At 59.5% G+C, this 20,014-nt stretch carries 20 protein-coding genes; 9 read left to right on the top strand and 11 right to left on the bottom strand.

Features of this window, described 5'->3' with window-relative positions; genetic code table 11:
• Positions 1-13 precede the first annotated feature (13 nt).
• Entirely contained in the window at positions 14-1,435 is a 1,422-nt protein-coding gene (locus tag IBT47_RS03565; protein ID WP_200559188.1) for a coniferyl aldehyde dehydrogenase, read from the bottom strand.
• A 112-nt stretch (positions 1,436-1,547) separates the two neighbouring features.
• Here IBT47_RS03565 and IBT47_RS03560 point away from each other — a divergent pair, with 112 nt between their 5' ends.
• Positions 1,548-2,441: a LysR family transcriptional regulator gene (locus tag IBT47_RS03560; RefSeq protein ID WP_200559187.1), complete on the top strand. Its 894-nt coding sequence runs from the start codon at positions 1,548-1,550 to the stop codon at positions 2,439-2,441.
• A gap of 43 nt (positions 2,442-2,484) precedes the next feature.
• Here the strand turns inward: IBT47_RS03560 and IBT47_RS03555 are convergent, their stop codons facing one another.
• The gene (locus IBT47_RS03555) at positions 2,485-3,543 is read right to left on the bottom strand and encodes a YeiH family protein (RefSeq protein WP_200559186.1); all 1,059 of its coding nucleotides are present in this window, start codon (positions 3,541-3,543) and stop codon (positions 2,485-2,487) included.
• Between the two features lie 414 nt (positions 3,544-3,957).
• Between IBT47_RS03555 and IBT47_RS03550 the strand changes: the two genes are divergently transcribed.
• Positions 3,958-4,704, top strand: coding sequence for a GntR family transcriptional regulator (locus IBT47_RS03550; protein WP_200559185.1), 747 nt, complete (start codon positions 3,958-3,960; stop codon positions 4,702-4,704).
• Here the strand turns inward: IBT47_RS03550 and IBT47_RS03545 are convergent.
• The 4 genes from IBT47_RS03545 to IBT47_RS03530 form a co-directional block, all read right to left on the bottom strand.
• On the bottom strand, positions 4,691-5,686 hold the full coding sequence (locus IBT47_RS03545) for an Ldh family oxidoreductase (RefSeq protein ID WP_200559184.1): 996 nt from the start codon (positions 5,684-5,686) through the stop codon (positions 4,691-4,693). The genes IBT47_RS03550 and IBT47_RS03545 overlap by 14 nt on opposite strands.
• Entirely contained in the window at positions 5,683-6,990 is a 1,308-nt protein-coding gene (gene dctA / locus IBT47_RS03540; protein ID WP_200559183.1) for a C4-dicarboxylate transporter DctA, read from the bottom strand. The genes IBT47_RS03545 and dctA overlap by 4 nt, the downstream gene beginning before the upstream one ends.
• A 98-nt stretch (positions 6,991-7,088) precedes the next feature.
• On the bottom strand, positions 7,089-8,258 hold the full coding sequence (locus tag IBT47_RS03535; RefSeq protein WP_200547270.1) for a UxaA family hydrolase: 1,170 nt from the start codon (positions 8,256-8,258) through the stop codon (positions 7,089-7,091).
• A gap of 2 nt (positions 8,259-8,260) precedes the next feature.
• Entirely contained in the window at positions 8,261-8,545 is a 285-nt protein-coding gene (locus IBT47_RS03530) for a UxaA family hydrolase (protein ID WP_105591934.1), read from the bottom strand.
• A 404-nt stretch (positions 8,546-8,949) separates the two neighbouring features.
• On the opposite strand from IBT47_RS03530, the gene hisD reads away from it, so the two are divergent.
• From hisD to IBT47_RS03510, 5 genes are read left to right on the top strand one after another with little or no spacing between them, the layout of a single operon-like run.
• Positions 8,950-10,263, top strand: a complete 1,314-nt coding sequence (gene hisD / locus IBT47_RS03525) for a histidinol dehydrogenase (protein ID WP_200559182.1) — start codon at positions 8,950-8,952, stop codon at positions 10,261-10,263.
• 9 nt (positions 10,264-10,272) lie between these two features.
• Entirely contained in the window at positions 10,273-11,028 is a 756-nt protein-coding gene (locus IBT47_RS03520; protein ID WP_200559181.1) for an SDR family NAD(P)-dependent oxidoreductase, read from the top strand.
• Positions 11,029-11,058: 30 nt separating this feature from the next.
• On the top strand, positions 11,059-11,316 hold the full coding sequence (locus IBT47_RS26955; protein WP_234471680.1) for an MFS transporter: 258 nt from the start codon (positions 11,059-11,061) through the stop codon (positions 11,314-11,316).
• On the top strand, positions 11,310-12,386 hold the full coding sequence (locus tag IBT47_RS03515) for an MFS transporter (protein WP_234471679.1): 1,077 nt from the start codon (positions 11,310-11,312) through the stop codon (positions 12,384-12,386). The genes IBT47_RS26955 and IBT47_RS03515 overlap by 7 nt, the downstream gene beginning before the upstream one ends.
• Positions 12,387-12,392: 6 nt before the next feature.
• The gene (locus IBT47_RS03510; protein WP_200559180.1) at positions 12,393-13,400 is read left to right on the top strand and encodes an alcohol dehydrogenase catalytic domain-containing protein; all 1,008 of its coding nucleotides are present in this window, start codon (positions 12,393-12,395) and stop codon (positions 13,398-13,400) included.
• 17 nt (positions 13,401-13,417) lie between these two features.
• Here the strand turns inward: IBT47_RS03510 and IBT47_RS03505 are convergent, their stop codons facing one another.
• Genes IBT47_RS03505 through IBT47_RS03495 form a run of 3 tightly spaced genes read right to left on the bottom strand, consistent with a single transcriptional unit; the run spans position 13,418 to position 17,225 of the window.
• Positions 13,418-14,803, bottom strand: a complete 1,386-nt coding sequence (locus IBT47_RS03505) for a glycerate kinase (RefSeq protein ID WP_200559179.1) — start codon at positions 14,801-14,803, stop codon at positions 13,418-13,420.
• A 2-nt stretch (positions 14,804-14,805) separates the two neighbouring features.
• On the bottom strand, positions 14,806-15,894 hold the full coding sequence (locus tag IBT47_RS03500; protein WP_200559178.1) for a tartrate dehydrogenase: 1,089 nt from the start codon (positions 15,892-15,894) through the stop codon (positions 14,806-14,808).
• A 20-nt stretch (positions 15,895-15,914) separates the two neighbouring features.
• A complete protein-coding gene (locus tag IBT47_RS03495; RefSeq protein ID WP_200559177.1) occupies positions 15,915-17,225 on the bottom strand; it encodes an MFS transporter in 1,311 nt (436 codons plus the stop codon).
• A 129-nt stretch (positions 17,226-17,354) separates the two neighbouring features.
• Here IBT47_RS03495 and IBT47_RS03490 point away from each other — a divergent pair, with 129 nt between their 5' ends.
• Positions 17,355-18,263 carry a LysR family transcriptional regulator gene (locus IBT47_RS03490; RefSeq protein ID WP_200559176.1) on the top strand — a complete coding sequence of 303 codons (909 nt, stop codon included), beginning with the start codon at positions 17,355-17,357 and terminating at the stop codon, positions 18,261-18,263.
• A gap of 46 nt (positions 18,264-18,309) precedes the next feature.
• Here the strand turns inward: IBT47_RS03490 and IBT47_RS03485 are convergent, their stop codons facing one another.
• Both IBT47_RS03485 and IBT47_RS03480 read right to left on the bottom strand, forming a co-directional pair.
• Positions 18,310-18,591 carry a type II toxin-antitoxin system RelE/ParE family toxin gene (locus IBT47_RS03485; protein ID WP_200559175.1) on the bottom strand — a complete coding sequence of 94 codons (282 nt, stop codon included), beginning with the start codon at positions 18,589-18,591 and terminating at the stop codon, positions 18,310-18,312.
• A complete protein-coding gene (locus IBT47_RS03480) occupies positions 18,584-18,826 on the bottom strand; it encodes a type II toxin-antitoxin system ParD family antitoxin (protein ID WP_200559174.1) in 243 nt (80 codons plus the stop codon). The genes IBT47_RS03485 and IBT47_RS03480 overlap by 8 nt, the downstream gene beginning before the upstream one ends.
• 296 nt (positions 18,827-19,122) lie before the next feature.
• On the opposite strand from IBT47_RS03480, the gene IBT47_RS03475 reads away from it, so the two are divergent.
• Positions 19,123-19,998 (top strand): AraC family transcriptional regulator, encoded by an 876-nt coding sequence (locus IBT47_RS03475; RefSeq protein ID WP_105591928.1) that lies wholly within the window; start codon positions 19,123-19,125, stop codon positions 19,996-19,998.
• Positions 19,999-20,014: the final 16 nt, after the last annotated feature.

The following is a 20,014-nucleotide window of genomic DNA, read 5'->3' as shown; positions in this document are numbered from 1 at the left end:
TAATAAAGAGTGATTATTGATTAAGCATAGCCGTGACGGCGGCAGTTTTATCCTGATACGGGGCGCGCAGACGTAAATTGGTGGTGCCCGCTTCATCCTGGACCACGACCGGCTTGGCGTGGCTGAAGCGGCGGAAACCGTGAATGCCGTGATAGGCACCGATCCCCGATGCGCCAACGCCGCCAAACGGCAGACTGTCGATCGCCGCGTGGGTCATCACGTCATTGATCACCAGCGCGCCGGAAGTGGTCCGCTGCGCCATCTGCTGCTGGCGCAGCGGATCGTTGCCAAAGTAGTAGGCGGCCAGCGGACGCGGGTGAGCATTGATGTAGGCCATCGCCTCACTGACATCGCCCGCATAGGTTTTCACCGGCAGCAGCGGACCAAATATCTCCTCCTGCATCACTTTCATCTCTTCGCTGACGTCGAGGATCAGATGCGGGGCGATTTTACGGCTCTGCGGATCGAAATCGGCTTCACCCTCCGGCGCCAGGCTGATAATGCGCGCACCTTTGGCGGCGGCATCGGCCAGCAGATCGGTCAGCCGCTGATAGTGGCGATCGCTGATGATGGCGGTGTAGTCCGGGTTATCCTGCACGGCGGGGAAAGATCGGCGGATAAAGGCGCGTGCGGCGTCGGTAAACGCCTCTTCCGCCGCCTGCGGCAGCAGCAGATAGTCGGGGGAAATACAGATCTGCCCGGCGTTAAAGGTTTTGATGGTCAGGGTTCTTTCGGCGGCCAGCTGCGGGTCGGCATCGACATCCAGCACCACCGGCGATTTTCCGCCCAGTTCCAGCGTCACCGGCACCAGGTTCTCGGCAGCGGCGCGCATCACGTGTTTGCCTACCGAGGTGCTGCCGGTAAACACCAGATGGTCGAACGGCAGGGCGCTGAACGCCTGGCCCGTGGCGGCATCACCCAGTACGACGGCCAGCTCATTCGGGGCGAAATAGCGTGCCACCAGTTCGGCCAGCAGCGCAGAGGTTTCAGGCGTCAGCTCCGACGGCTTGAGCATTGCGGTATTGCCTGCGGCGAACACGCCCGCCAGCGGCCCGAATGCCAGGTTGATCGGAAAATTCCACGGGCTGATCACGCCCACCACGCCCAGCGGCTGGGGTTCAATCCACGCCTGCATCCCTGCGACCGGCACTTCAGCGGCCTCCGGTTTCATCCATTCGTCCACGTGATCTGCCGCGTGTTGCAGCATCCCGATCGTGGTCAGCAGGTCGGCGGTCATCGTCTGATACGCGCTGCGGTGGCCGAAATCGGCGCTGATGGCGGCGGCAATCGCCGCATGATTATCGCGGATCAGCGCGGCACTGCGCAGCAGGCGGTCGCGCCGCAGTGCCAGCGGGGCCGGACCCGCCTGTAAATGTGCCTGCTTCATGGTCTGAAGAATGTGCTGTAAGTCCTGCTCAAGTGTGCTGTGAGTCATGTTATTCATTGCCTTTCGCTGATTCGTAAGATGCAGCAAGCTTACCCGCCGTGGATTTTCGCCGCTAACAAGGCTATTTTTGCAGGGGTATAAATATTTTTATGGGGTCAGCATGTCACTGGTTCGCTTACGCACCTTCATTGAAGTTTACCGCCAGGGTTCCATTTCCGGCGCGGCCAGAGCGCTGAATCTGACGCAGCCTGCGGTTTCGCAGCATATCAGCGGGCTGGAGGTCGCCGTGGGCCGCGCGCTGTTTCAGCGTCAGCCGCAGGGCGTGGTGCCGACCGCCGCCGCGGACGACTTAGCGGCCGATATCGGCAATACCCTGGATACCGCCGAGTCGGCGCTGGCTTCTGCCCGTGCGCGATCGATGGATGTTAGCGGCACGCTGCAAATCATCGGCCACGCGGATTTTATGGCGGAGAAGCTGGCCGGGGAGCTGCTGCCGCTGCTGGAAAACGATATTCGCGTACATATGCACACCGGCGACGGCGAGATGGTGGTGCAGATGGTGGTGGAGGGGCACTGTGATTTGGGCATTACCGCACATCCGGTGAGCGATCCGCGGCTGAAAGGTGAAGTGATCTTCACCGATCGCGTGCTGGCGGTGGCCGCGCCCTCGGTGGCACATCGGCTACGACAGCAGCCGGATTTCGCTCTGGCGTTACTTCAGGAACCGTTGCTGGCCTACAACCTTGAGCTGTCGCTGATCGACCGCTGGCTGGATAAAAACCGGATTAAGTATGATGCACTGTTGCCTGCGATGGTCGGCCAGGATCTGCGCGGCCAGCGCAGCCTGCTGTGTAAGGGCTTCGGCTGGACGGTGATGCCGGAATTCCTTTGTCGTACGCAGTTAGACAGCGGTGAGCTGGTGGCGCTCGGTGCACCGGTCGGTGACACGGAAATCCGTTACAGCCTGGTGTGGCTGCCGAGCGCACTGCGCCAGCCGAGAATCGCTCATGCCAGACAGACGCTGGTCTGGCGGCTGGCGAACCGGGAGGAGTGATCGGCGCAGCGGGCGGCGGGCGGGCGGCCCTGCGCCGGTCGGGTTAAGCCAGCGCGTGGTGCACCAGCAGATTAATCGCGCCACCGCCGACAATCAGCCAGATAAACAGGAACAGTCCCAGGGCAAACGGGCGGGTTCCGGCCTTCATCAGCTGGCTGATACGCGTGCTCAGCCCCAGCGCGGCCATTGCCATCGCCAGCATGACATTATCCAGGCTGTTGATGGCGGCCACCACAGGCAGCGGCAGCAGGTGGAACGAGTTAAACATGGCCACCACAATAAACATCAGCGCGAACCACGGGAAGACGATGCGCTGTGCCGTTGTGCTGCTCTCCTCTGTGCCACGGCTGATAAAGATGCTCAGCACCAGCAGGAACGGGGCCAGCATCATCACGCGCAGCATTTTGGCAATCACCGCTGCGTTTTCGGTTTCCGGGCTGACGGCGTGGCCCGCGGCTACCACCTGGGCAACTTCATGCATGGTTGACCCGGTATACACCCCAAACTGGGTTGCCGAAATGCCCGGGATCAGTGAGGCAACGTGATGCCAGATCCACGGATAGAGGAAGATCCCGGCGGTCCCGAAGATCACCACGGTGGCGACCGCGACGGCAACCTTTGACGATTCCGCTTTCACCACCGGGGCCGTAGCCAGTACCGCCGCCGCGCCGCAGATGCTGCTGCCCGCACCGATCAGCCACGCGGTCTGGCGATCGATACCGAGCAGGCGCGACCCCATATAGCTGGCAATCAGAAAGGTGCTGCTGAGCATCACCACATCGACCACCACACCGCTCAGTCCAACATCCATCACCTGCTGAAAGGTCAGCCGGAAGCCGTAGAGGATAATGCCCAGCCGCAGCAGCTTCTGCTTGGCGAACTGTACGCCCTCATCGCACTGCGGGTGCAGCAGGGGATAAACCGTGTTGCCGAGCACGATGCCCACGATAATTGCCAGGGTCAGCGCCCCGAGCCCGAGTCCTGACATTACCGGCTGGTTACCCAGCCACGCGGTGCCGAGGGCAATGGCCAGCGTGAGCAGAATGCCGGGAATAAAGCGTTTAGCCGTGTGTGAATACTGTACCAGCGGAATATCGGTCATGGTTCTCTCCTCATGTATAGGACTGAGGATGCGACTAATTGATTTGAAAAAACAATTTATTATATCGTTATAACCAATCTGAATATCAGGTAAACGTACAGTCTTCAGGGTAATTGACGGTGGTGCCGACAGGGTAATGCGTATTTAAGATGAGGCTGTTAGATGAGTTATTGTATATAAAATACAGTCTGTTAGTTAGGTTTTACGCCTTTTTAGTCATGGGTAATGCCACGATTAATGGAGGCGGATTTGCCAAAAATAATCAACCGGGGCAATAATCGACCGGGTTCACAATTCCAGTGAAATCTTCGTTTTTGCCCGATATTTGAACGCGGAAAGATGCCTGCCACTCCTGTATATGTCATAGTATGACTGTCAATATTATTCAGCGCCTGTAGGTCGGAGGAAGACAGTATGAATCAGGATATTTCATCATCCGCTGAAGTGAAATCGGCGATTTTCCAGCCGCTTTACCTGCAAATCAGCCAGCTACTGCTGGAAAGAATTGCCTCCGGCGAGTGGCCTGCGGGCACCTATATTCCCAGTGAAGCCAGCCTGGCCGACGCCTATAACGTCAGTATCGGCACGCTGCGCAAAGCGCTGAACGAACTGGTGAGTAATAACGTGGTGATCCGCTATCAGGGCAAAGGCACGGTGGTGGCCGCCCATGATTCGGACAGCGCGTTATTCCGCTTCTTTAACGTGCTGCGTGAAAACGGAGAGCGCTCGCTGCCGCTGTCCCGGGTGCTGGCACGACATTTACGCTCCGCCTCCGCAGAAGAAGCGGCGGCGCTGGATATTGCACCGGGCAGCAAGATGATTCATATCTGGCGGGTACGCGATCTCGACGGGGCACCGGCGATACTGGAGCACGTCTACGTGGATGCGGCGCGTTTCCCCGGTATGGACCGTGAACCGGAGATCCTGCCGAATACGCTCTATCAGCTGTATCAGCAAAAGTACGCCTGCACGGTGGCTAACGCCCATGAACAGATCAAAGCGGTGAATGCCGGGCCGGACGAGGTGCTGCATCTGGAGGCCGTCGAAGGGGAAGCGCTGCTGCGCATCTGGCGTACGGCAAGGGATTTTCAGGATAAACCGGTTGAGTACCGCGTTTCCACCGTACTCACCCGGCATCACGCCTACGTCAACCAGCTCTGAGGCGCAGCTGCTCCAGCAGCGTGGCGGGCAGTTCCAGCGTCTCGCCGTGCTGCCTGGCCAGAGCCTGGCGTCGTTCACCGGGCAGCCTTACGCCCGGCTGCTCCAGCATCGCGCGGAACAGCAACTCGCTGTGCTGCAAATAACCCGCTGAGAAGAAGGCCGGATTGAGCAGCAGCAGCAGCTGGGCGATATGCGGCGGTTCACCCTCGGCGCTGAAGAATGAGCTGGCCTGGAAGCCAAAGTGGCTACCAGTCAGCCCCGCCGTCAGCAGCTCCACCATCAGCGCCAGTGCGGCGCCCTTGGCCCCTCCGGCCGGTGCCATGCTGCCCGCCAGCGCGGCGTCTGCGTCCTGAGTCGGGTTGCCCTGGCGATCGATAGCCCAGCCCAGCGGGATCGCTTCCTTTTTCTGGCTGGCCAGCATGATTTTGCCGCGCGCCACTTCCGACAATGACAGGTCGATCACCAGCGGTTCTCCCTGCTCGCGCGGTGAGGCAAACGCCACCGGGTTGGTGCCGTACAGCGGCGCATTGCCGCCCCACGGGGCCATCGCCGCCGGGCCGTTGCTGAATGCCAGACAAAGTAATCCCTGCCGCGCGGCCTGTTCGGTGTAGTAGCCCGCCATGCCAAAGTGATGCGAATGACTGACCGCCACGCTGACGATGCCGAACTCCTGCGCCAGTGCGATGCCGCGATCAAGGCCGCGCTGAACGGTCGGGAAGGCCAGACCGGAATCAGCATCGACGTTCACCACCGCACCGCGCTGGCTGACGGATGGCCTGGCGTGGGCGTTCAGTTTGCCGCTAACCAGCTGGTCCAGGTAGTAGGGCAGCCGCGCAAAGCCGTGGGAGGGAATGCCTGCGCGCTCGGCGGCCATCAGCGCCGCGCAGGTTTCGGCGGCGGCCTGAACCTCCACCCCCAGCTTCACCAGCGCGCGCTGCCCCAGGCTGGCGAGGTCGTGCAGGGCGATTGTTTCGTGGCTCATCGTGTTGTGCTTCCTTCTTCTTCGGTATCGGGGAGTGGCGTATCCGGCAGGACAATTTTACCGGGACCGGCCCTGAGCTGTTCCTGCGCCTGTGCCAGATCCAGCTTGTTTTCCCAGCGGGCGATCACCAGCGTGGCCACCACGTTGCCGATCATATTGGTTACCGCGCGCATTTCGTTCAGTATCCGGTCAATGCCCAGCACCAGGGTGATCCCGGCGAGGGGAATAATATTATGCGTGGCCAGGGTCGCGGTCAGCGCAATCAGCGCCGCCCCGGCCACGCCCGCCCCGCCTTTGGACGTCAGCAGCAGGATCAGCAGCAGGCCCATTTGCTGCCACAGGGTCAGGTCCGTATTGGTGGCCTGGGCGATAAACAGCGATGTCATGGTGAGATAGATCGCCGCGCCGTCCAGATTAAAGGAATATCCGGTGGGAAGCACCAGGCCAACGATGGCCCGGTCGCAGCCCAGCTTTTCCATCTTCACCATCAGGCGCGGCAGCACCGATTCGGTGGTCGAGGTGCCTAGCACAATCAGCAGCTCTTCGCGGAAGTAAACAATCAGCCGCCACATGCTGACGCCGACCAGTTTGCAGATCAGACCCAGTACGCCGCCGATAAACAGGAAGCTGGTGATATACAGGCAGACGATCAGCATGCCGAGATGCTGTAGCGAGGTCAGGCCGTATTTACCGACGGTAAAGGCAATTGCGCCAAACGCGCCGAGCGGGGCCAGCCGCATAATCAGTTCGACGATGCGCATCAGCACCTCGCCGCACTGTTCAATGGTTTTGGTCAGGAAGGCACTGCGGTTGGAGGCCAGCGACAGCGCCACGCCAAACAGTACGGAAAACAGCAGCACCTGTAGCAGATTACCCTGCGCAAAGGCACCGATTACCGAATCGGGGATGATCTGCTCAAGGAAGCCTTTACTGTGTTCGCTGACGTTAACGTAGTGGCTCATCGCACTGTCGTCCAGCTTCGTGGCATCCACGTTCATCCCCTTGCCGGGCTGCATCACGTTGGCCACCACCATGCCGATAATCAGTGCCAGTGTGGTGATTAACTCAAAGTAGAGCAGGGTTTTGCCACCCACTTTGCCGACCTGTTTCAGGCTCTCCATGCGGGCAATACCAATGGCTACGGTACAGAAAATCACTAAGGTGACTACCATCTTGATCAGGCGGATAAAGGTGTCGCCAAGGGGTTTCATCTGAACGGCTAAATCAGGAAACGCGTACCCCACAGCAACTCCGGCGACCAGGCCGATGAGAACCTGGACGTACAGGTGCTTGAGAAATCGCATGCGGTTGTCCTCGCAGTGCCTGACGGCGGCGAACCGGTGAGGATCAGCGCCGCAGGCGATCGGGAAAGCAAAGCCCGCCGGGATCGGCGGGCGGGAGATTACGCACTTTCAAAGATACGGGTCAGAACGAACTCTCTGTGGCCCAGCGCCTCGGCGGCGGTCAGGCGGCCGTTGGCGGTGCGCATCAGGCACTCCAGCAGCGCATCGCCCGCGCCGTCCATGGTCATTTCCCGGCGCAGCAGGGCGGACACGTCAACATCGACATGTTCAGACATCGTCCGCACCGTACGCGGGTTCGCGCAGATCTTGATTACCGGCAGGATCGGGTTGCCGATCACGTTCCCCTGTCCGGTGGGGAAGAAGTGCGCCACATAGCCCGCTGCGGCACAGAGCGTGACCATTTCGGCGGCGGCTGAGGAGGAATCCATAAACCACAGCCCCGGCCCGGTCGGCGTTTCGGCCTTATCCAGCACGCCGTCCACGGAGCATTTTTTGCCGATTTTCTGGATATTGCCCAGCGCTTTCTCTTCAATGGTGGTCAGCCCGCCTTCGATGTTGCCTTTGGTCGGCTGCGATTCGGAGAGATCGCTGGTCTTCCAGCGGTCAATCATTGCGCTGTAGCGATCGAACATAAACTGGAACTTCGTCCGCACGTCGTCATTGATGCAGCGCGCGGCCACCAGATGTTCACCGCCGGTCAGCTCGGAGGTTTCCCCGAACAGCAGCGTATTGCCATTGGCGTGCAGACGATCGAACAGATTACCGACCGACGGGTTCGCGCCGCAGCCGGAGGTGGTATCCGACTCGCCGCACTTGGTCGACACCCACAGCTCGCTGATATCGCAGGTTTCACGCTGCAGTTCAGAAGCGTACTGCGAAAATTCCCGCGCCTTACGCGATGCGGCGCAGATGGTATTGTGATCGCCGTTCTGCTCAATCCAGAACCCCGCAACCGGTTTGCCCGTGGCCTTAATGCCGTCGACCACACGCCGAGTCCAGCCCGGCTCGATGCCGATGACGATCACCGCCGCCACGTTCGGGTTGCAGCCGGTGCCGATCAGCGTACGGAAGTGCAGTTCCAGATCTTCGCCAAACTGCAGGCGGCCGTAAGGATGCGGCAGCGCAATCGTACCTTTAATGTTGTTGGCCACCGCTTCCGCCGCCGCGTTAGAGATATCATCCACCGGCAGCACTATCACATGGTTGCGAATACCCACACGGCCGTTTTCGCGACGATAGCCTGCAAACTTGCTTCCCTGGATTTCCATAGTTACCACCTTTTGGTTTTAACGTTGTGAACGTGAAGATGCTCGCCCTGTTTAATAGCCGCCACCACGCGGCCAATGTCTTCGCCGTATTTGATCACCGTGTCATCCACGGCCAGATCGCGAATGGCTAACTTATGGCCAATTGGAATGGCATCCTTCACCGCAAATTCGATCGTTTTATTTTGATCCATGATCCAGCCCGTCAGCTTCTGGCCTGCTTCCACGCCTTCCACCACTACGACCCCGACAGAATCGCCATCATCGTGTACGACAAAATCGATACTCATAACCGCCTCCGTTGTTTGAACAATAATGCAACTCATGTATATGACATATATTACATGACTTGATTAAAGCAAAATTTTTTCCGCGCAGGCTTAATTTTTTGCGAGGGACTTCACGAATAAAGGCCGATTGGGGCAGGGACAAGCGATGGCAAAGACTTAACAAAGGTAAATCGATTAAATCGATGATTGATATCACTTTATTAATTAGGTGATAACAAAAACGGCTTAAAATGTGATCGCGCATAAACTTCTGAAGCATGAAGCCGATCGCGATCACCTTTTGTTCGATTGTTTTTTGCGCTTCGGGGAAATGCTCATTATAGATATAGCTAAGTCATGTATATGACACAGGAGTATCGACGCAATGAACAGCCGTCGGGCACACTTAAACCTCGGAGATGCGTATGTCAGTAATCTGGTTAAAAAAAGCAACGAAGACGCCGGAGTCCAATACTTCAGAAGCCCGTCGGGTGGTTGAAGAGATGCTCACGACGATTAAGGCCGAAGGGGAAGAGGCGGTACGCCGCTATGCCCACTCGCTGGATAAATGGAGCGGTGAGATCGTTCTGACCCCGGAACAGATTGCGGCGCAGATACGCGAAGTCCCCGCCGACGTTCGGCGTGATATCGACTACGCCATCGAGCAGGTATACACCTTCGCCTGCGCGCAGCGTGAGTCGGTGAAAGATATTGAAGTGACGCTGCCTTCCGGGCTGATCGCCGGGCAGAAGGTGCTGCCGGTGAATACCGTCGGCTGCTACGCCCCGGCGGGCCGCTATGCCCACATCGCCTCGGCCTATATGGGTGTGGCGACGGCCAGAGCAGCGGGGGTGAAAAATATTATCGCCTGCTCCGGGCCGTATCTCGGCCAGTCGATCCATCCCTGCGTGCTTTACGCCTTTCACCGCGCGGGAGCCAGCACCATTATGACCCTCGGCGGCGTGCAGGCGATTTCCAGCATGGCGTGGGGGCTGTTTACCGGCACGCCTGCCGATGTGGTGGTGGGGCCGGGCAATAAATTTGTTGCCGAAGCCAAGCGCACGTTGTTCGGTCAGGTGGGGATCGATGTGTTTGCCGGGCCGTCGGAAGTGGCGGTGATTGCCGACGACAGCGCCGATCCCCGTGTGGTGGCCTGCGATCTGGTCGGCCAGGCGGAGCACGGGCATGAATCGCCCGCCTGGCTGTTCACCACCTCCCGCCCGCTGGCCGAGGCGGTGATGCAGGAAGTCCCCCGCCTGATTGACCTGCTGCCGCCGGTGGCGCGCGATGCGGCGAGCTGCGCGTGGCGCGACTACGGTGAAGTGATCCTCTGCGACAGCCGTGAAGAGGTGGTGGCGATCTCTGACCGCTATGCCTCCGAGCATCTGGAAGTGCATACCCGCGATCTGAACTGGTGGCTGGAATCGCTGAGCTGTTACGGCTCGCTGTTCCTCGGGGAAGAAACCACCGTCGCCTTCGGCGATAAGTGCAGCGGGCCTAACCACGTGTTGCCGACCAAAGGCGCTGCGCGTTACTCAGGCGGGCTGTCGGTGCATAAATTCCTCAAAACGCTGACCTGGCAGCGGATGCCGCGTGAAGCCGTCCCGCAAATCGGCGAGGCCACCGCGCGTATATCGCGTCTGGAAGGGATGGAAGCCCACGCCCGCACCGCCGAAATTCGCCTGGAAAAATATTTCCCCGGCGTCGCTTTCCAGCTCGGTACGCCGGTGACGCGCTAAGGAGAATCCATGCATATTGCATCCTTATTTGATCTACAGGGCAAAACGGCGCTGGTCACCGGCGGCGGCAGTGGCATCGGCGCGGCGATGGCGGAGGCGTTAGCCCGGGCCGGTGCCTCGGTGATCCTCGCCGCCCGCCGCGAAGGGCAGCTGGCGGAAACGGCGCAGCGGCTGAATCAGCTGGGTCCAACGGCGCGCTACTACTGTGCCGACGTCAGCAGCGTTAGTGAAATCAATTCCCTGGCGGCGCAGTGCGACGCGGTGGATATCCTGGTCAATGCGGCAGGGATTAATCTGCGGCAGCCGTTCGAAGAGGTCAGCGAAGCCGCCTGGGACCAGCAGCTGGCGTTGCATCTTAAAGCGCCGTTTTTCCTGACCCAGGCGCTGGCACCGGGCATGGCGCAGCGCGGCTGGGGGCGGATTATCAATATCGCCTCGCTGCAATCCCTGCGCGCCTTTGACAACAGCGCACCCTACGGCGCGGGCAAGGGCGGCATTGTGCAGCTGACGCGAGCCATCGCCCAGCGCTGGGGGCGTGACGGCGTGACCTGTAACGCCATCGGTCCCGGCTTTTTCCCCACGGCGCTGACCGGGCCGGTGTTTGCCAGTGATGAACTGCGCGAGCGCCATGCGGCCCATACCTGTCTGGGGCGAAACGGCGAGATGGCCGACCTGCACGGCGTCACGCTGTTTCTTGCCAGCCAGGCCAGCGCCTACATCACCGGGCAAACACTGATGGTCGACGGCGGCTACAGCGCCGTCTGACACTAACTTACCAGCGCAGAGGAACACACTATGCAACAGCCAGCCAGCGGTAACCTGCGGCGCGTCACGGTGTCGAGCCTGTTCGGATCGACGATCGAGTGGTACGACTTTTTCCTGTACGGCACCGTCGCCGGGATGGTGTTTAACAAACTCTATTTCCCGGAGGGCGATCCCTTTATCACCACGCTGCTCTCCTACGGCGTGTTTGCCATCGGCTTTTTAACCCGTCCGCTGGGGGCCATTATTTTTGGTCACTTCGGCGATACGCTGGGCCGCAAAAAATGCTGATACTGACGCTGGTGATTATGGGCGGCGCGACGGTATTTATCGGTCTGATACCCAGCTATCACCAGATCGGGCTGTGGGCACCGTGCCTGCTGGTGCTGTGTCGCCTGATTCAGGGGATTGGCCTTGGCGGAGAGTGGGGTGGTGCGGTGCTGATGACCTATGAATCCGCACCGGAAAAACACCGGGCCTTCTTTGCCAGTATCCCGCAGATCGGCATGTCGCTCGGGCTGCTGCTGGCCTCGGGGGCGATCGGTCTGGCGTCATTTCTGCTGACGGATGAGGCGTTTATGTCCTGGGGCTGGCGCATGCCGTTCCTGCTCAGCGGCGTGTTTGTGATTATCGGCACCTACATCCGCAATAACGTGGCGGAAACGGAAGATTTCCTCAAGGCGAAGGAGGCGCAAAAGGATAAGCCGAAGCGCATTCCGCTGGTGGAGCTGTTCCGCAAGCATACCGGACTGGTGTTTACCTGCATGGGAATGCGGCTGATCGACGGCGTGTTCTTCAATATCTTCGGCGTGTTCTCGCTGACGTGGCTGACCCAGACGCTGGATATTCCCCGTGGGCAGGCCATCGTGGCGATCCTCGCCAGCGCCTTTGTGATGAGCTTCTTTATTCCGTTCTGGGGCTATATGGCCGACCGCTACGGCCGCGCCAGAATATTCGCCATGGGCGCCACGCTCTCCGGGCTGTCTGCCTTCCCGGCGTTTGCGCTGATGCACGACCATGCGGATAACATCTGGATCGTCTGGGCATCGATTGTTATCCCGTTCGGCATTTTTCATGCGGCGGTCTTCGGCACGCTGTCCTCGGTGTACTCGGACTGCTTCGACGCCTCGGTGCGCTATACGGGTATTTCGTTTGCCTATCAGATTTCCGGCGTCTTTGCCGGTGGCCTGACGCCGGTGCTGGCGACCATTTTCTCCGAGATGCTGGGCGGCAAACCGTGGCTGATCTGCGCCTATGTGCTGATTATCGGCCTGATCAGCGCGGCCTGCGCGCTCTATTTATGGCGTCGCACCCACGGTGCCGGTCGTCTGGCGATGGGCCAGACCTTAACGATGAAGTGAGGAACGATGAAAGCATTAGTTTATACCCAGCCTTACCGGGTCAGCGTTGAGGAACGCCCTTATCCCCAGCTGGAGGACGGCAGCGAGCTGGTGCTGATCCGCATCGGGGCCGCCGGAATATGCGGTTCGGATATGCACGCCTTTCACGGCAGCGATCCGCGCCGCCAGCCGGGGCTGGTCCTCGGCCACGAGCTGGCGGGCGAGGTGGTGGAAAGTCAGTCTCCACGTTTCCGCATTGGTGACCGGGTCACGGCTAATCCGCTGATCGTCTGCGGACAGTGCGAATTCTGCCGCCAGGGGCGCGATAATCTGTGCAGCGACCGCCATATGGTCGGCATGGACTGGGCGGGGGCGTTTGCCGAGTTTATGAAGATCCCCGCCCGTTCGGTGGTGAAACTGCCCGATGGGCTGTCAGTGCAGCACGCGGCGCTGACTGAACCCGCCGCCACGGTGGTCCACGCGCTGAAGCTGACCCAGCGCGCGCTGCACCTGCCGCTGGCGGAAACGCGGGCGCTGGTGATTGGCGGCGGGGCTATCGGCCTGCTGACGGTACTGGTGCTGCGCGCCTGGGGCTGCCGGGATATTACCCTGGCCGAAACCAACGGCCTGCGGCGGGAGGCTGCGGTGCGACATACCGGCTGCGTGGGCATCAATCCGCTGGAAACCCCGGTTGAAGAAGCGCAGATGCAGCTGGTGGTCGATGCGGTCGGTGCGGCTCCAACGCGGCAGATGGCGCTACAGGCGGTGAAACCGGGTGGGGTGGTGATGCATATTGGCCTCCAGGCGTGGGCCAGCGAAATCGATATGCGCAAGCTGACGCTGGCGGAAATCACCCTGCTGGGCACTTACACCTATACGATGGATGATTTCTGCGTCACGCTGAAAATGCTGGGTGAAGGGGCGCTCGGGCCGCTGGACTGGGTGGAAACACGCCCGCTGACGGAGGGCCAGCAGGCGTTTGACGATCTGGAATCGCAGCGGGTTTCGGCGGCGAAAATCCTGTTGATCCCCTGAGCCAGGGGATCGTACTTTCAGGCAATCAGAATCACGCGAATGTCGTTAACGTTGGTCAGCGTCGGGCCGGTGATCAGCAGATCGCCGGTGGCGTGGAAGTAGCTGTAGCTGTTGTGGGCATCCAGATAGTCAGCGGCATTCAGCCCGCACGCCCGGCCCCGCGCCAGCGTGTCGGGGCTGATGATTGCCCCGGCGGCGTCTTCGGTGCCGTCAATGCCGTCGGTGTCCCCGGCGATGGCCCAGATGCCGCTTTCCCCCTTCAACGCGCAGGCCAGGCTGAGCAGAAACTCGGTGTTGCGCCCGCCTTTGCCTGCCCGTCCACTGGTCACCGTCACCGTGGTTTCGCCACCGGAGAGCAGTACCGCCGGGCCGGAAACCGGCTGCCCGTACTGCTTCACCGATTTGGCGATCCCGGCCATCACAATAGCGGCTTCGCGGCTTTCCCCTTCAATGGCGTCACCGAGGATCAGCGGGGTTAAGCCCAGCTGCCGGGCGGCATCAGCGGCGGCGTTGAGCGCCATGGCCGGTGTGGCAACCAGCCTGACCTCGCATATTGTCGGCGAATTATCGCGCAGCCTTGCTTCACCCCTCCTGTCGTCTACCTGAGAATAGCTCCGAGTGGCTTCAACGCTGCTGCTCGCTGGCGATCCGGGAAAAGTGGCCTCCGACAGAGGCAGGCTATGGCGTTCGCTGCCTGCCCGATCCCCGACGTTCAGAACCTGACGTACCGCCTCGGGCACCGCAATACCGTAGCGCTCAAGTACCCTGAGCGCATCCGCAGGTTGGCTGCCGTCGGCCACCGTCGGGCCGGAGGCAACGTCCGCCGGATTGTCGCCGGGAACGTCGCTGATAATCAGTGACACCACCCGGGCGGGATGCGCCATCGCCGCCAGCCTGCCGCCCTTCACGGCGGAGAGATGACGACGCACCAGGTTCATCTCACTGATGCTTGCTCCGCTGTGCAGCAGCGCCCGGGCGATCGCCTGCTTATCGCCGAGCGTCAGTCCCGGCAGCGGTAGCGCCATTAAGGCGGAACCGCCGCCGGAGATCAGCGCCAGCACCAGGTCGTCGGAGGTCAGCCCGTGCAGGGATTCAACGATCTGCAACGCCGCCGTTTCGCTCATCGCGTCGGCCACCGGATGCGCCGCTTCGAGGATGCGAATGCGTCCTGCGGGAACGGCGTGGCCGTAACGGGTGACCACTACGCCGCTGAGGTCGACATCGGGCCAGGCCGCATCGACCGCCGCTGCCATGGCCGCCGATGCCTTACCGGCACCGATCACCACGCAGCGCCCGCGCGGCTTATCCGGCAGTGCGGGCGGGATTACCGGTCCGGGGCGGGCGCTGTCAACGGCCCGCATAAAGATCTGCCGCAGCGTCTCTGCGGCCTGTGGGTTATTCATCGTTATGCGCTCTCGGCGATGGGCGCTTTGGCGGTAATAAAGCCGACCAGCGCCCGGGTAACATCGGCGGTGGTGGCGCTGCCGCCGACGTCCGGGGTCAGAATGCCTTTGGAACAGACGTATTCGATGCCCTCCATCACCATCGCGGCGGCCTCACGTTCGCCCAGGTGTTCCAGCATCTGCACGGCGGTCCAGAAGCTGGCAACCGGGTTGGCGATGCCCTTGCCGGTGATATCGAATGCCGAGCCGTGAATCGGTTCAAACATCGACGGGAAGCGGCGCTGCGGATCGATATTGGCAGTCGGTGCCACGCCCAGACTGCCCGCCAGCGCCCCGGCTAGATCGGACAGAATATCGGCGTGCAGGTTGGTGGCGACGATGGTATCCAGGCTCTGCGGGTGCAGCGTCATGCGGTGGGTCATGGCATCCACCAGCATCTTGTCCCAGCTGACGTCCGGGAATTCCTGCGCCACTTCGGCGGCGATTTCGTCCCACATCACCATTCCGTGCCGCTGGGCGTTAGATTTGGTCACCACCGTCAGCAGCTTGCGCGGGCGGGACTGCGCCAGGGTAAAGGCGTAGCGCATAATGCGGGTTACGCCGACGCGGGTGAAAATCGCCACTTCGGTGCCCACTTCTTCCGGCAGGCCACGGTGCGCGCGGCCGCCGTTGCCGGAGTATTCCCCTTCGGAGTTTTCACGCACGATCACCCAGTCCAGATCGCCCGGTCCGCAGTTGCGCAGCGGCGGGGTAATGCCGGGCAGAATTTTCGTCGGGCGGACGTTTGCGTACTGATCAAAGCCCTGGCAGATCGGCAGGCGCAGACCCCACAGGGTGATATGGTCCGGCACATCCGGCGCGCCGACCGCGCCAAAGTAGATGGCGTCGAACTTTTTCAGCGTTTGCAGCCCGTCCTCCGGCATCATCACCCCGTGTTTTTTATAGTAATCTGAACCCCAGTCGAAGGTTTCAATAGCGAACCTGAGCTGCGGGTTTTGCTGTTCCAGCGCGCGAAGCACTTCAACACCGGCGGAAATCACTTCAGGGCCGATACCGTCGGCGGGAATGGCGGCAATAGAGTAGTTACGCATGTTGTTTCTCCAGTTTGATATCAGTGAGTACGGGGATGGGGGGCATCAGCTGCCTGCGCCTGCGGTTTTTTTGCCGACAGGATCAATACGGTGATGGCTGAGATAGCCAGCAGTCCGGCGACAAAATAGAGTCCCCAGGTGTAGCTGCCGGTCTGCTGGCGGATCACGCCAATCATCATCGGGCCGACGAAGCCGCCGAGATTACCGATGGAGTTGATGGTGGCGATGCCTGCGGCTGCGGCCGGTCCGCTGAGGAACAGGGTGGGCATGCTCCACAGCGGCGGTTTGGACGCGCTGATGCCGACGGTGACCAGCGTCAGGGCGAGGATCACCGCCAGCAGCGAGCTGACGTTACCGGCATAAATCAATCCGGCGGCGGCCAGCAGACAGGCGGCGATCACGTGCCAGCTGCGTTCGTTGGTGCGGTCGGAGTGGCGAGCCCAGAGGATCATGCCGATAACGCCGACCACCGCCGGTATAGCGTTGAGGAAGCCAAGCTCCAGCGACGACGCGCCAAAACTGTGAATAATCTGCGGTGACCAGATGCCCAGCGTGTAAAGCCCCGCCGAGGTGCCGAAATAGACCAGCGCCAGGGCCAGCACGCGGCGATCGGTCAGGCCACGCCAGGCGCTGCTGTGGCTCTGTTTCGCCGCCCGCGCCTGCTCTTCCTGCTGCATGGTGTTTTGCAGCCACTCGCGTTCTTCATCGGTCAGCCATTTCGCCTTCGCCGGGCGATCGGTCAGCCAGAACAGCACCACCACGCCAAGCACCACGGCGGGAATCGCTTCCAGCACAAACATCCACTGCCACCCGGCGTAGCCGAACAGCCCGTGCATCTCCAGCAGTGCGGCGGAAATCGGTGAGCCGAGCGCGGTGGAGAGCGGCGCGGCGGCCATAAAAATGGCGGTCACCTGGGCGCGTTTCGCCGCCGGGAACCAGTAGCTGAGATAGAGAATGATGCCGGGGAAGAATCCGGCTTCGGCGACGCCAAGGAGGAAACGCAGCGTGTAGAAGCTGGTGGTGCCCTGCACGAAGGCCATGCAGCCCGATACCAGCCCCCAGGTGATCATCACGCGGGCTATCCAGATACGGGCACCGACTTTATGCAGGATCAAATTGGACGGCACTTCGAAAAGGAAATAACCGAGAAAGAATATCCCGGCGCCAAGGCCAAATACCGTTGGCGAAAAACCTAAGTCCTGATTCATCGTTAATGCGGCAAAACCGATATTCACCCGGTCGAGAAAAGCGATGAAGTAGAGCAGGATGATAAAGGGCACAATGCGCAACGTCACTTTACGCATAACCCTTTTTTCGAGGGACGTGTTCATAGATAAGTGCTCCGGATTGTGTAGGGGGTGTTATTATTTTGTAATCAAGTTCAGTATGCTGATTTGCCCGGGCAGATCATCAGGGCCGGATTATATAAAGTATTTGAATAATCTTTTGGCGAGGGAAAAGTGGATATAAATCAACTGCGTTGCTTTGTTGCCGTCGGCAAAGAGCTGCACTTTGGCCGGGCGGCCCAAAGAATGGAAATGATGCCTGCGTCACTTTCTCGCTTTATCAAACTGCTGGAAGAGGACCTCGGGGTTCGGTTGCTGAATCGCTCAACGCGCAATGTTTCATTCACCGCCGAGGGCGCGATATTCTTTGACGAAGCGAATAATATTATTGAGCGGTTTGATGCGCTGGCGAGGCGATTTAAAGTTGGAATAAAAGACGATCGCCGAACGTTAAGGATTGGTGCAATGGATACCGCCGCCCGGGGATTAGTTCCGGCGCTGCTGAACTTATTTCTGGCGCAGCATCCTGATACCGATATTCATATTATTGAAGATAAAACTATTAACCTGCTGCCTAAATTAAAATCCGGCTGGCTGGATATGATCTTTATTCGTGCGCCGCAGACGTTGGATGCCTCTTTGGCGGTGCGCTTTATCACCCGCGAGCACTGTGTGCTGGCGGTGCCGGTCAGCCACCCTCTGGCGGCAAAAAGCAGCGTCTCGGTAGCGGATTTCAGCGAGGCAGCGATGATCGTCGCCGATCGTCGGACCCGCCCGCACAGCCACGATCTCACCATGAGCCTGTTTAAGCATGCCGGTCTGACGCCGCATATTGCGCAGTATGCCGAAGAGAAGCAGACCATTCTGAGCCTGGTGGCTGCCGGTCTGGGCCTGGCCGTGGTGCCGGCGTCCTATAGCAATATGAACGGTGACAAGGTGGCCTATATCCCGCTGGTTCTGGACGAACAAAGCAAGGGGCTGCCGCTCAGCGTGGCGTGGCAGAAGGGGAACGAGGATGAATATTTGCGGGATATGCTGCGGCTATTGAACGAGCATAAAGGGGCGTTGACCGAGGGGCTGTAACCGGTCTGCGGAGAAAGCGTGTTTGTGGTCGGCCTTACCTGCCGGATTACAGATGGCTGATGTGATTCATCTGCTGGTGCAGGATGCGTACGATCAATATGTCTGAATCCCGGATGGCATAAAAGATGCTGTGTTGCTGAAATTCAATGCGCTTGATGTTCAGCACCGCCGGGTAATCACGGCCCATTTCAGGCATGCTGGCCAGAGTATGAAAGAATGCTTCCAGCGTTTCGGTGTAGCAGTCTGCCTGAGACTCGCCGAAATTTAACCACGTATAATCATAGATATCGGTGAAATCTTCAGCCGCACGTTGGGTGAGTTTATACACGATGCTTTAACTTCCTTTGTGCTGCAATTTCCGTGAGCGTCAGTTCGCTTTCGCCGCTTTCCAGCCCGGCAACAACGGCCTGGCGGAGCAGTTCATCGCTCGCTTCTTGTTTTTCAAGCAGCCTTAATGCTGAACGCATCACTTCACTGGTGGAACCGTATCGACCACTCTCAATCAGGCGGTTGATAAATAATTCCAGCTGTTCGCCGATTGTTACGCTGGTTGTTCTGGCCATAATGCCCCCTGTGTGAATTATTAACACAATAATAGAAATGCGTCGGGAGTACGTCAACCGTGGATTATCTCAGCCCTCTGCACTGCGTTTAACAGTGCGGTTCTGAGTGTGACCCTTATCACGTAAAAGCAATTTTTAACCATTATGGATATGAGTATAATTATCTAAGTCATTTATTTCATGGCCTTAGAGTAATAGTTGCCACAACTTCCCGCCTTGCAACTTCTGCATATTCAGAGAGAATAACCTGACCCTGCCAGCGTTACCCGCTGTGAAAATAATAATGTGAGGCTGTTATGCTGACCCACTGCCAGGATGACGTCACCGTCTATCCCGATTACGCCGCGCACACCGCGCCTAAACTGCTGTTTGTCTGTAAAACCCAGGGCGAAGAGTCCGCCATCCCGCGCGTTATGCATAAGCATGATGACCGGCTTGAAATCATGTTTGTGGCCAGAGGCAGCGGCCAGTACCTGATCGGCGGCCGCCAGTACCTCGCGCAGCAGGGCGATATCCTGATTTTTAACCAGGGCGTGGTTCACGATGAACGTCCCCACGTCAGCGAGGATTCGCTGATTTACAGCTGCGGCATCAGCCAGCTGCATATCGACGGGCTGCCTGAAAATCATCTGATTGGCCGCGATAAAAGCGCGGCGATCGCCGCAGGGGAACAAAGCCAGGCGCTGTGCGGCCTGTTTGATGCGCTCTGTGCGCAAATATTTAATAATGAGCGCCACCACGGGGTGGTCACGCATCACCTGCTAAATGCGATTGTGGTGATCTGTCGCAATATCTGCCTGGCGCGGCATGAACAGCTGGAAAAAACCGACGCCTCACAGGGGCTTTTGATCAAGCAGTTTATCGATGAGCACTACAAAGAGCCGATTAACCTGGAGTCGATTATGGCGGCGTCCGGGATCTCCCGTTTCTATCTGATCCACCTGTTCAAGAAGTTTTCTGGCTACACCCCCAAGCAGTACCTGATCCGGCGTCGGGTGGGTGAAGCGCAGTCGCTGCTGGTGAATACCGATATGGATGTCACCACCATTGCTGGCGAGGTCGGCTATGAGAGCGTTAACAACTTCCATCGGGTATTTAAAATGGTGGTCGGCATTCCGCCAACGCAGTACAAAAAGCTGTGGATGGAGGGGATTCAGGTAAAGGCGGGATAACGATAAAGCCCGCCGG

The sequence above is a fragment of the Erwinia sp. S43 genome, assembly GCF_016624745.1.
Classification (GTDB): Bacteria; Pseudomonadota; Gammaproteobacteria; order Enterobacterales; family Enterobacteriaceae; genus Erwinia; species Erwinia coffeiphila.
Note: the sequence above shows the minus strand (reverse complement) of the source record. Positions and strands in the feature narration are given on the sequence as shown.

Coding starts and splice junctions, on each gene's coding strand:
- IBT47_RS03510 (WP_200559180.1), top strand. CDS start 12,393: ATGAAAGCATTAGTTTATACCCAGCCTTACCGGGTCAGCGTTGAGGAA.
- IBT47_RS03565 (WP_200559188.1), bottom strand. CDS start 1,435: ATGACTCACAGCACACTTGAGCAGGACTTACAGCACATTCTTCAGACC.
- IBT47_RS03560 (WP_200559187.1), top strand. CDS start 1,548: ATGTCACTGGTTCGCTTACGCACCTTCATTGAAGTTTACCGCCAGGGT.
- hisD (WP_200559182.1), top strand. CDS start 8,950: ATGTCAGTAATCTGGTTAAAAAAAGCAACGAAGACGCCGGAGTCCAAT.
- IBT47_RS03500 (WP_200559178.1), bottom strand. CDS start 15,894: ATGCGTAACTACTCTATTGCCGCCATTCCCGCCGACGGTATCGGCCCT.
- IBT47_RS03550 (WP_200559185.1), top strand. CDS start 3,958: ATGAATCAGGATATTTCATCATCCGCTGAAGTGAAATCGGCGATTTTC.
- dctA (WP_200559183.1), bottom strand. CDS start 6,990: ATGCGATTTCTCAAGCACCTGTACGTCCAGGTTCTCATCGGCCTGGTC.
- IBT47_RS03515 (WP_234471679.1), top strand. CDS start 11,310: ATGCTGATACTGACGCTGGTGATTATGGGCGGCGCGACGGTATTTATC.
- IBT47_RS03505 (WP_200559179.1), bottom strand. CDS start 14,803: ATGAATAACCCACAGGCCGCAGAGACGCTGCGGCAGATCTTTATGCGG.
- IBT47_RS03545 (WP_200559184.1), bottom strand. CDS start 5,686: ATGAGCCACGAAACAATCGCCCTGCACGACCTCGCCAGCCTGGGGCAG.
- IBT47_RS03535 (WP_200547270.1), bottom strand. CDS start 8,258: ATGGAAATCCAGGGAAGCAAGTTTGCAGGCTATCGTCGCGAAAACGGC.
- IBT47_RS03480 (WP_200559174.1), bottom strand. CDS start 18,826: ATGGCCAGAACAACCAGCGTAACAATCGGCGAACAGCTGGAATTATTT.
- IBT47_RS03495 (WP_200559177.1), bottom strand. CDS start 17,225: ATGAACACGTCCCTCGAAAAAAGGGTTATGCGTAAAGTGACGTTGCGC.
- IBT47_RS03520 (WP_200559181.1), top strand. CDS start 10,273: ATGCATATTGCATCCTTATTTGATCTACAGGGCAAAACGGCGCTGGTC.
- IBT47_RS03555 (WP_200559186.1), bottom strand. CDS start 3,543: ATGACCGATATTCCGCTGGTACAGTATTCACACACGGCTAAACGCTTT.
- IBT47_RS26955 (WP_234471680.1), top strand. CDS start 11,059: ATGCAACAGCCAGCCAGCGGTAACCTGCGGCGCGTCACGGTGTCGAGC.
- IBT47_RS03530 (WP_105591934.1), bottom strand. CDS start 8,545: ATGAGTATCGATTTTGTCGTACACGATGATGGCGATTCTGTCGGGGTC.
- IBT47_RS03475 (WP_105591928.1), top strand. CDS start 19,123: ATGCTGACCCACTGCCAGGATGACGTCACCGTCTATCCCGATTACGCC.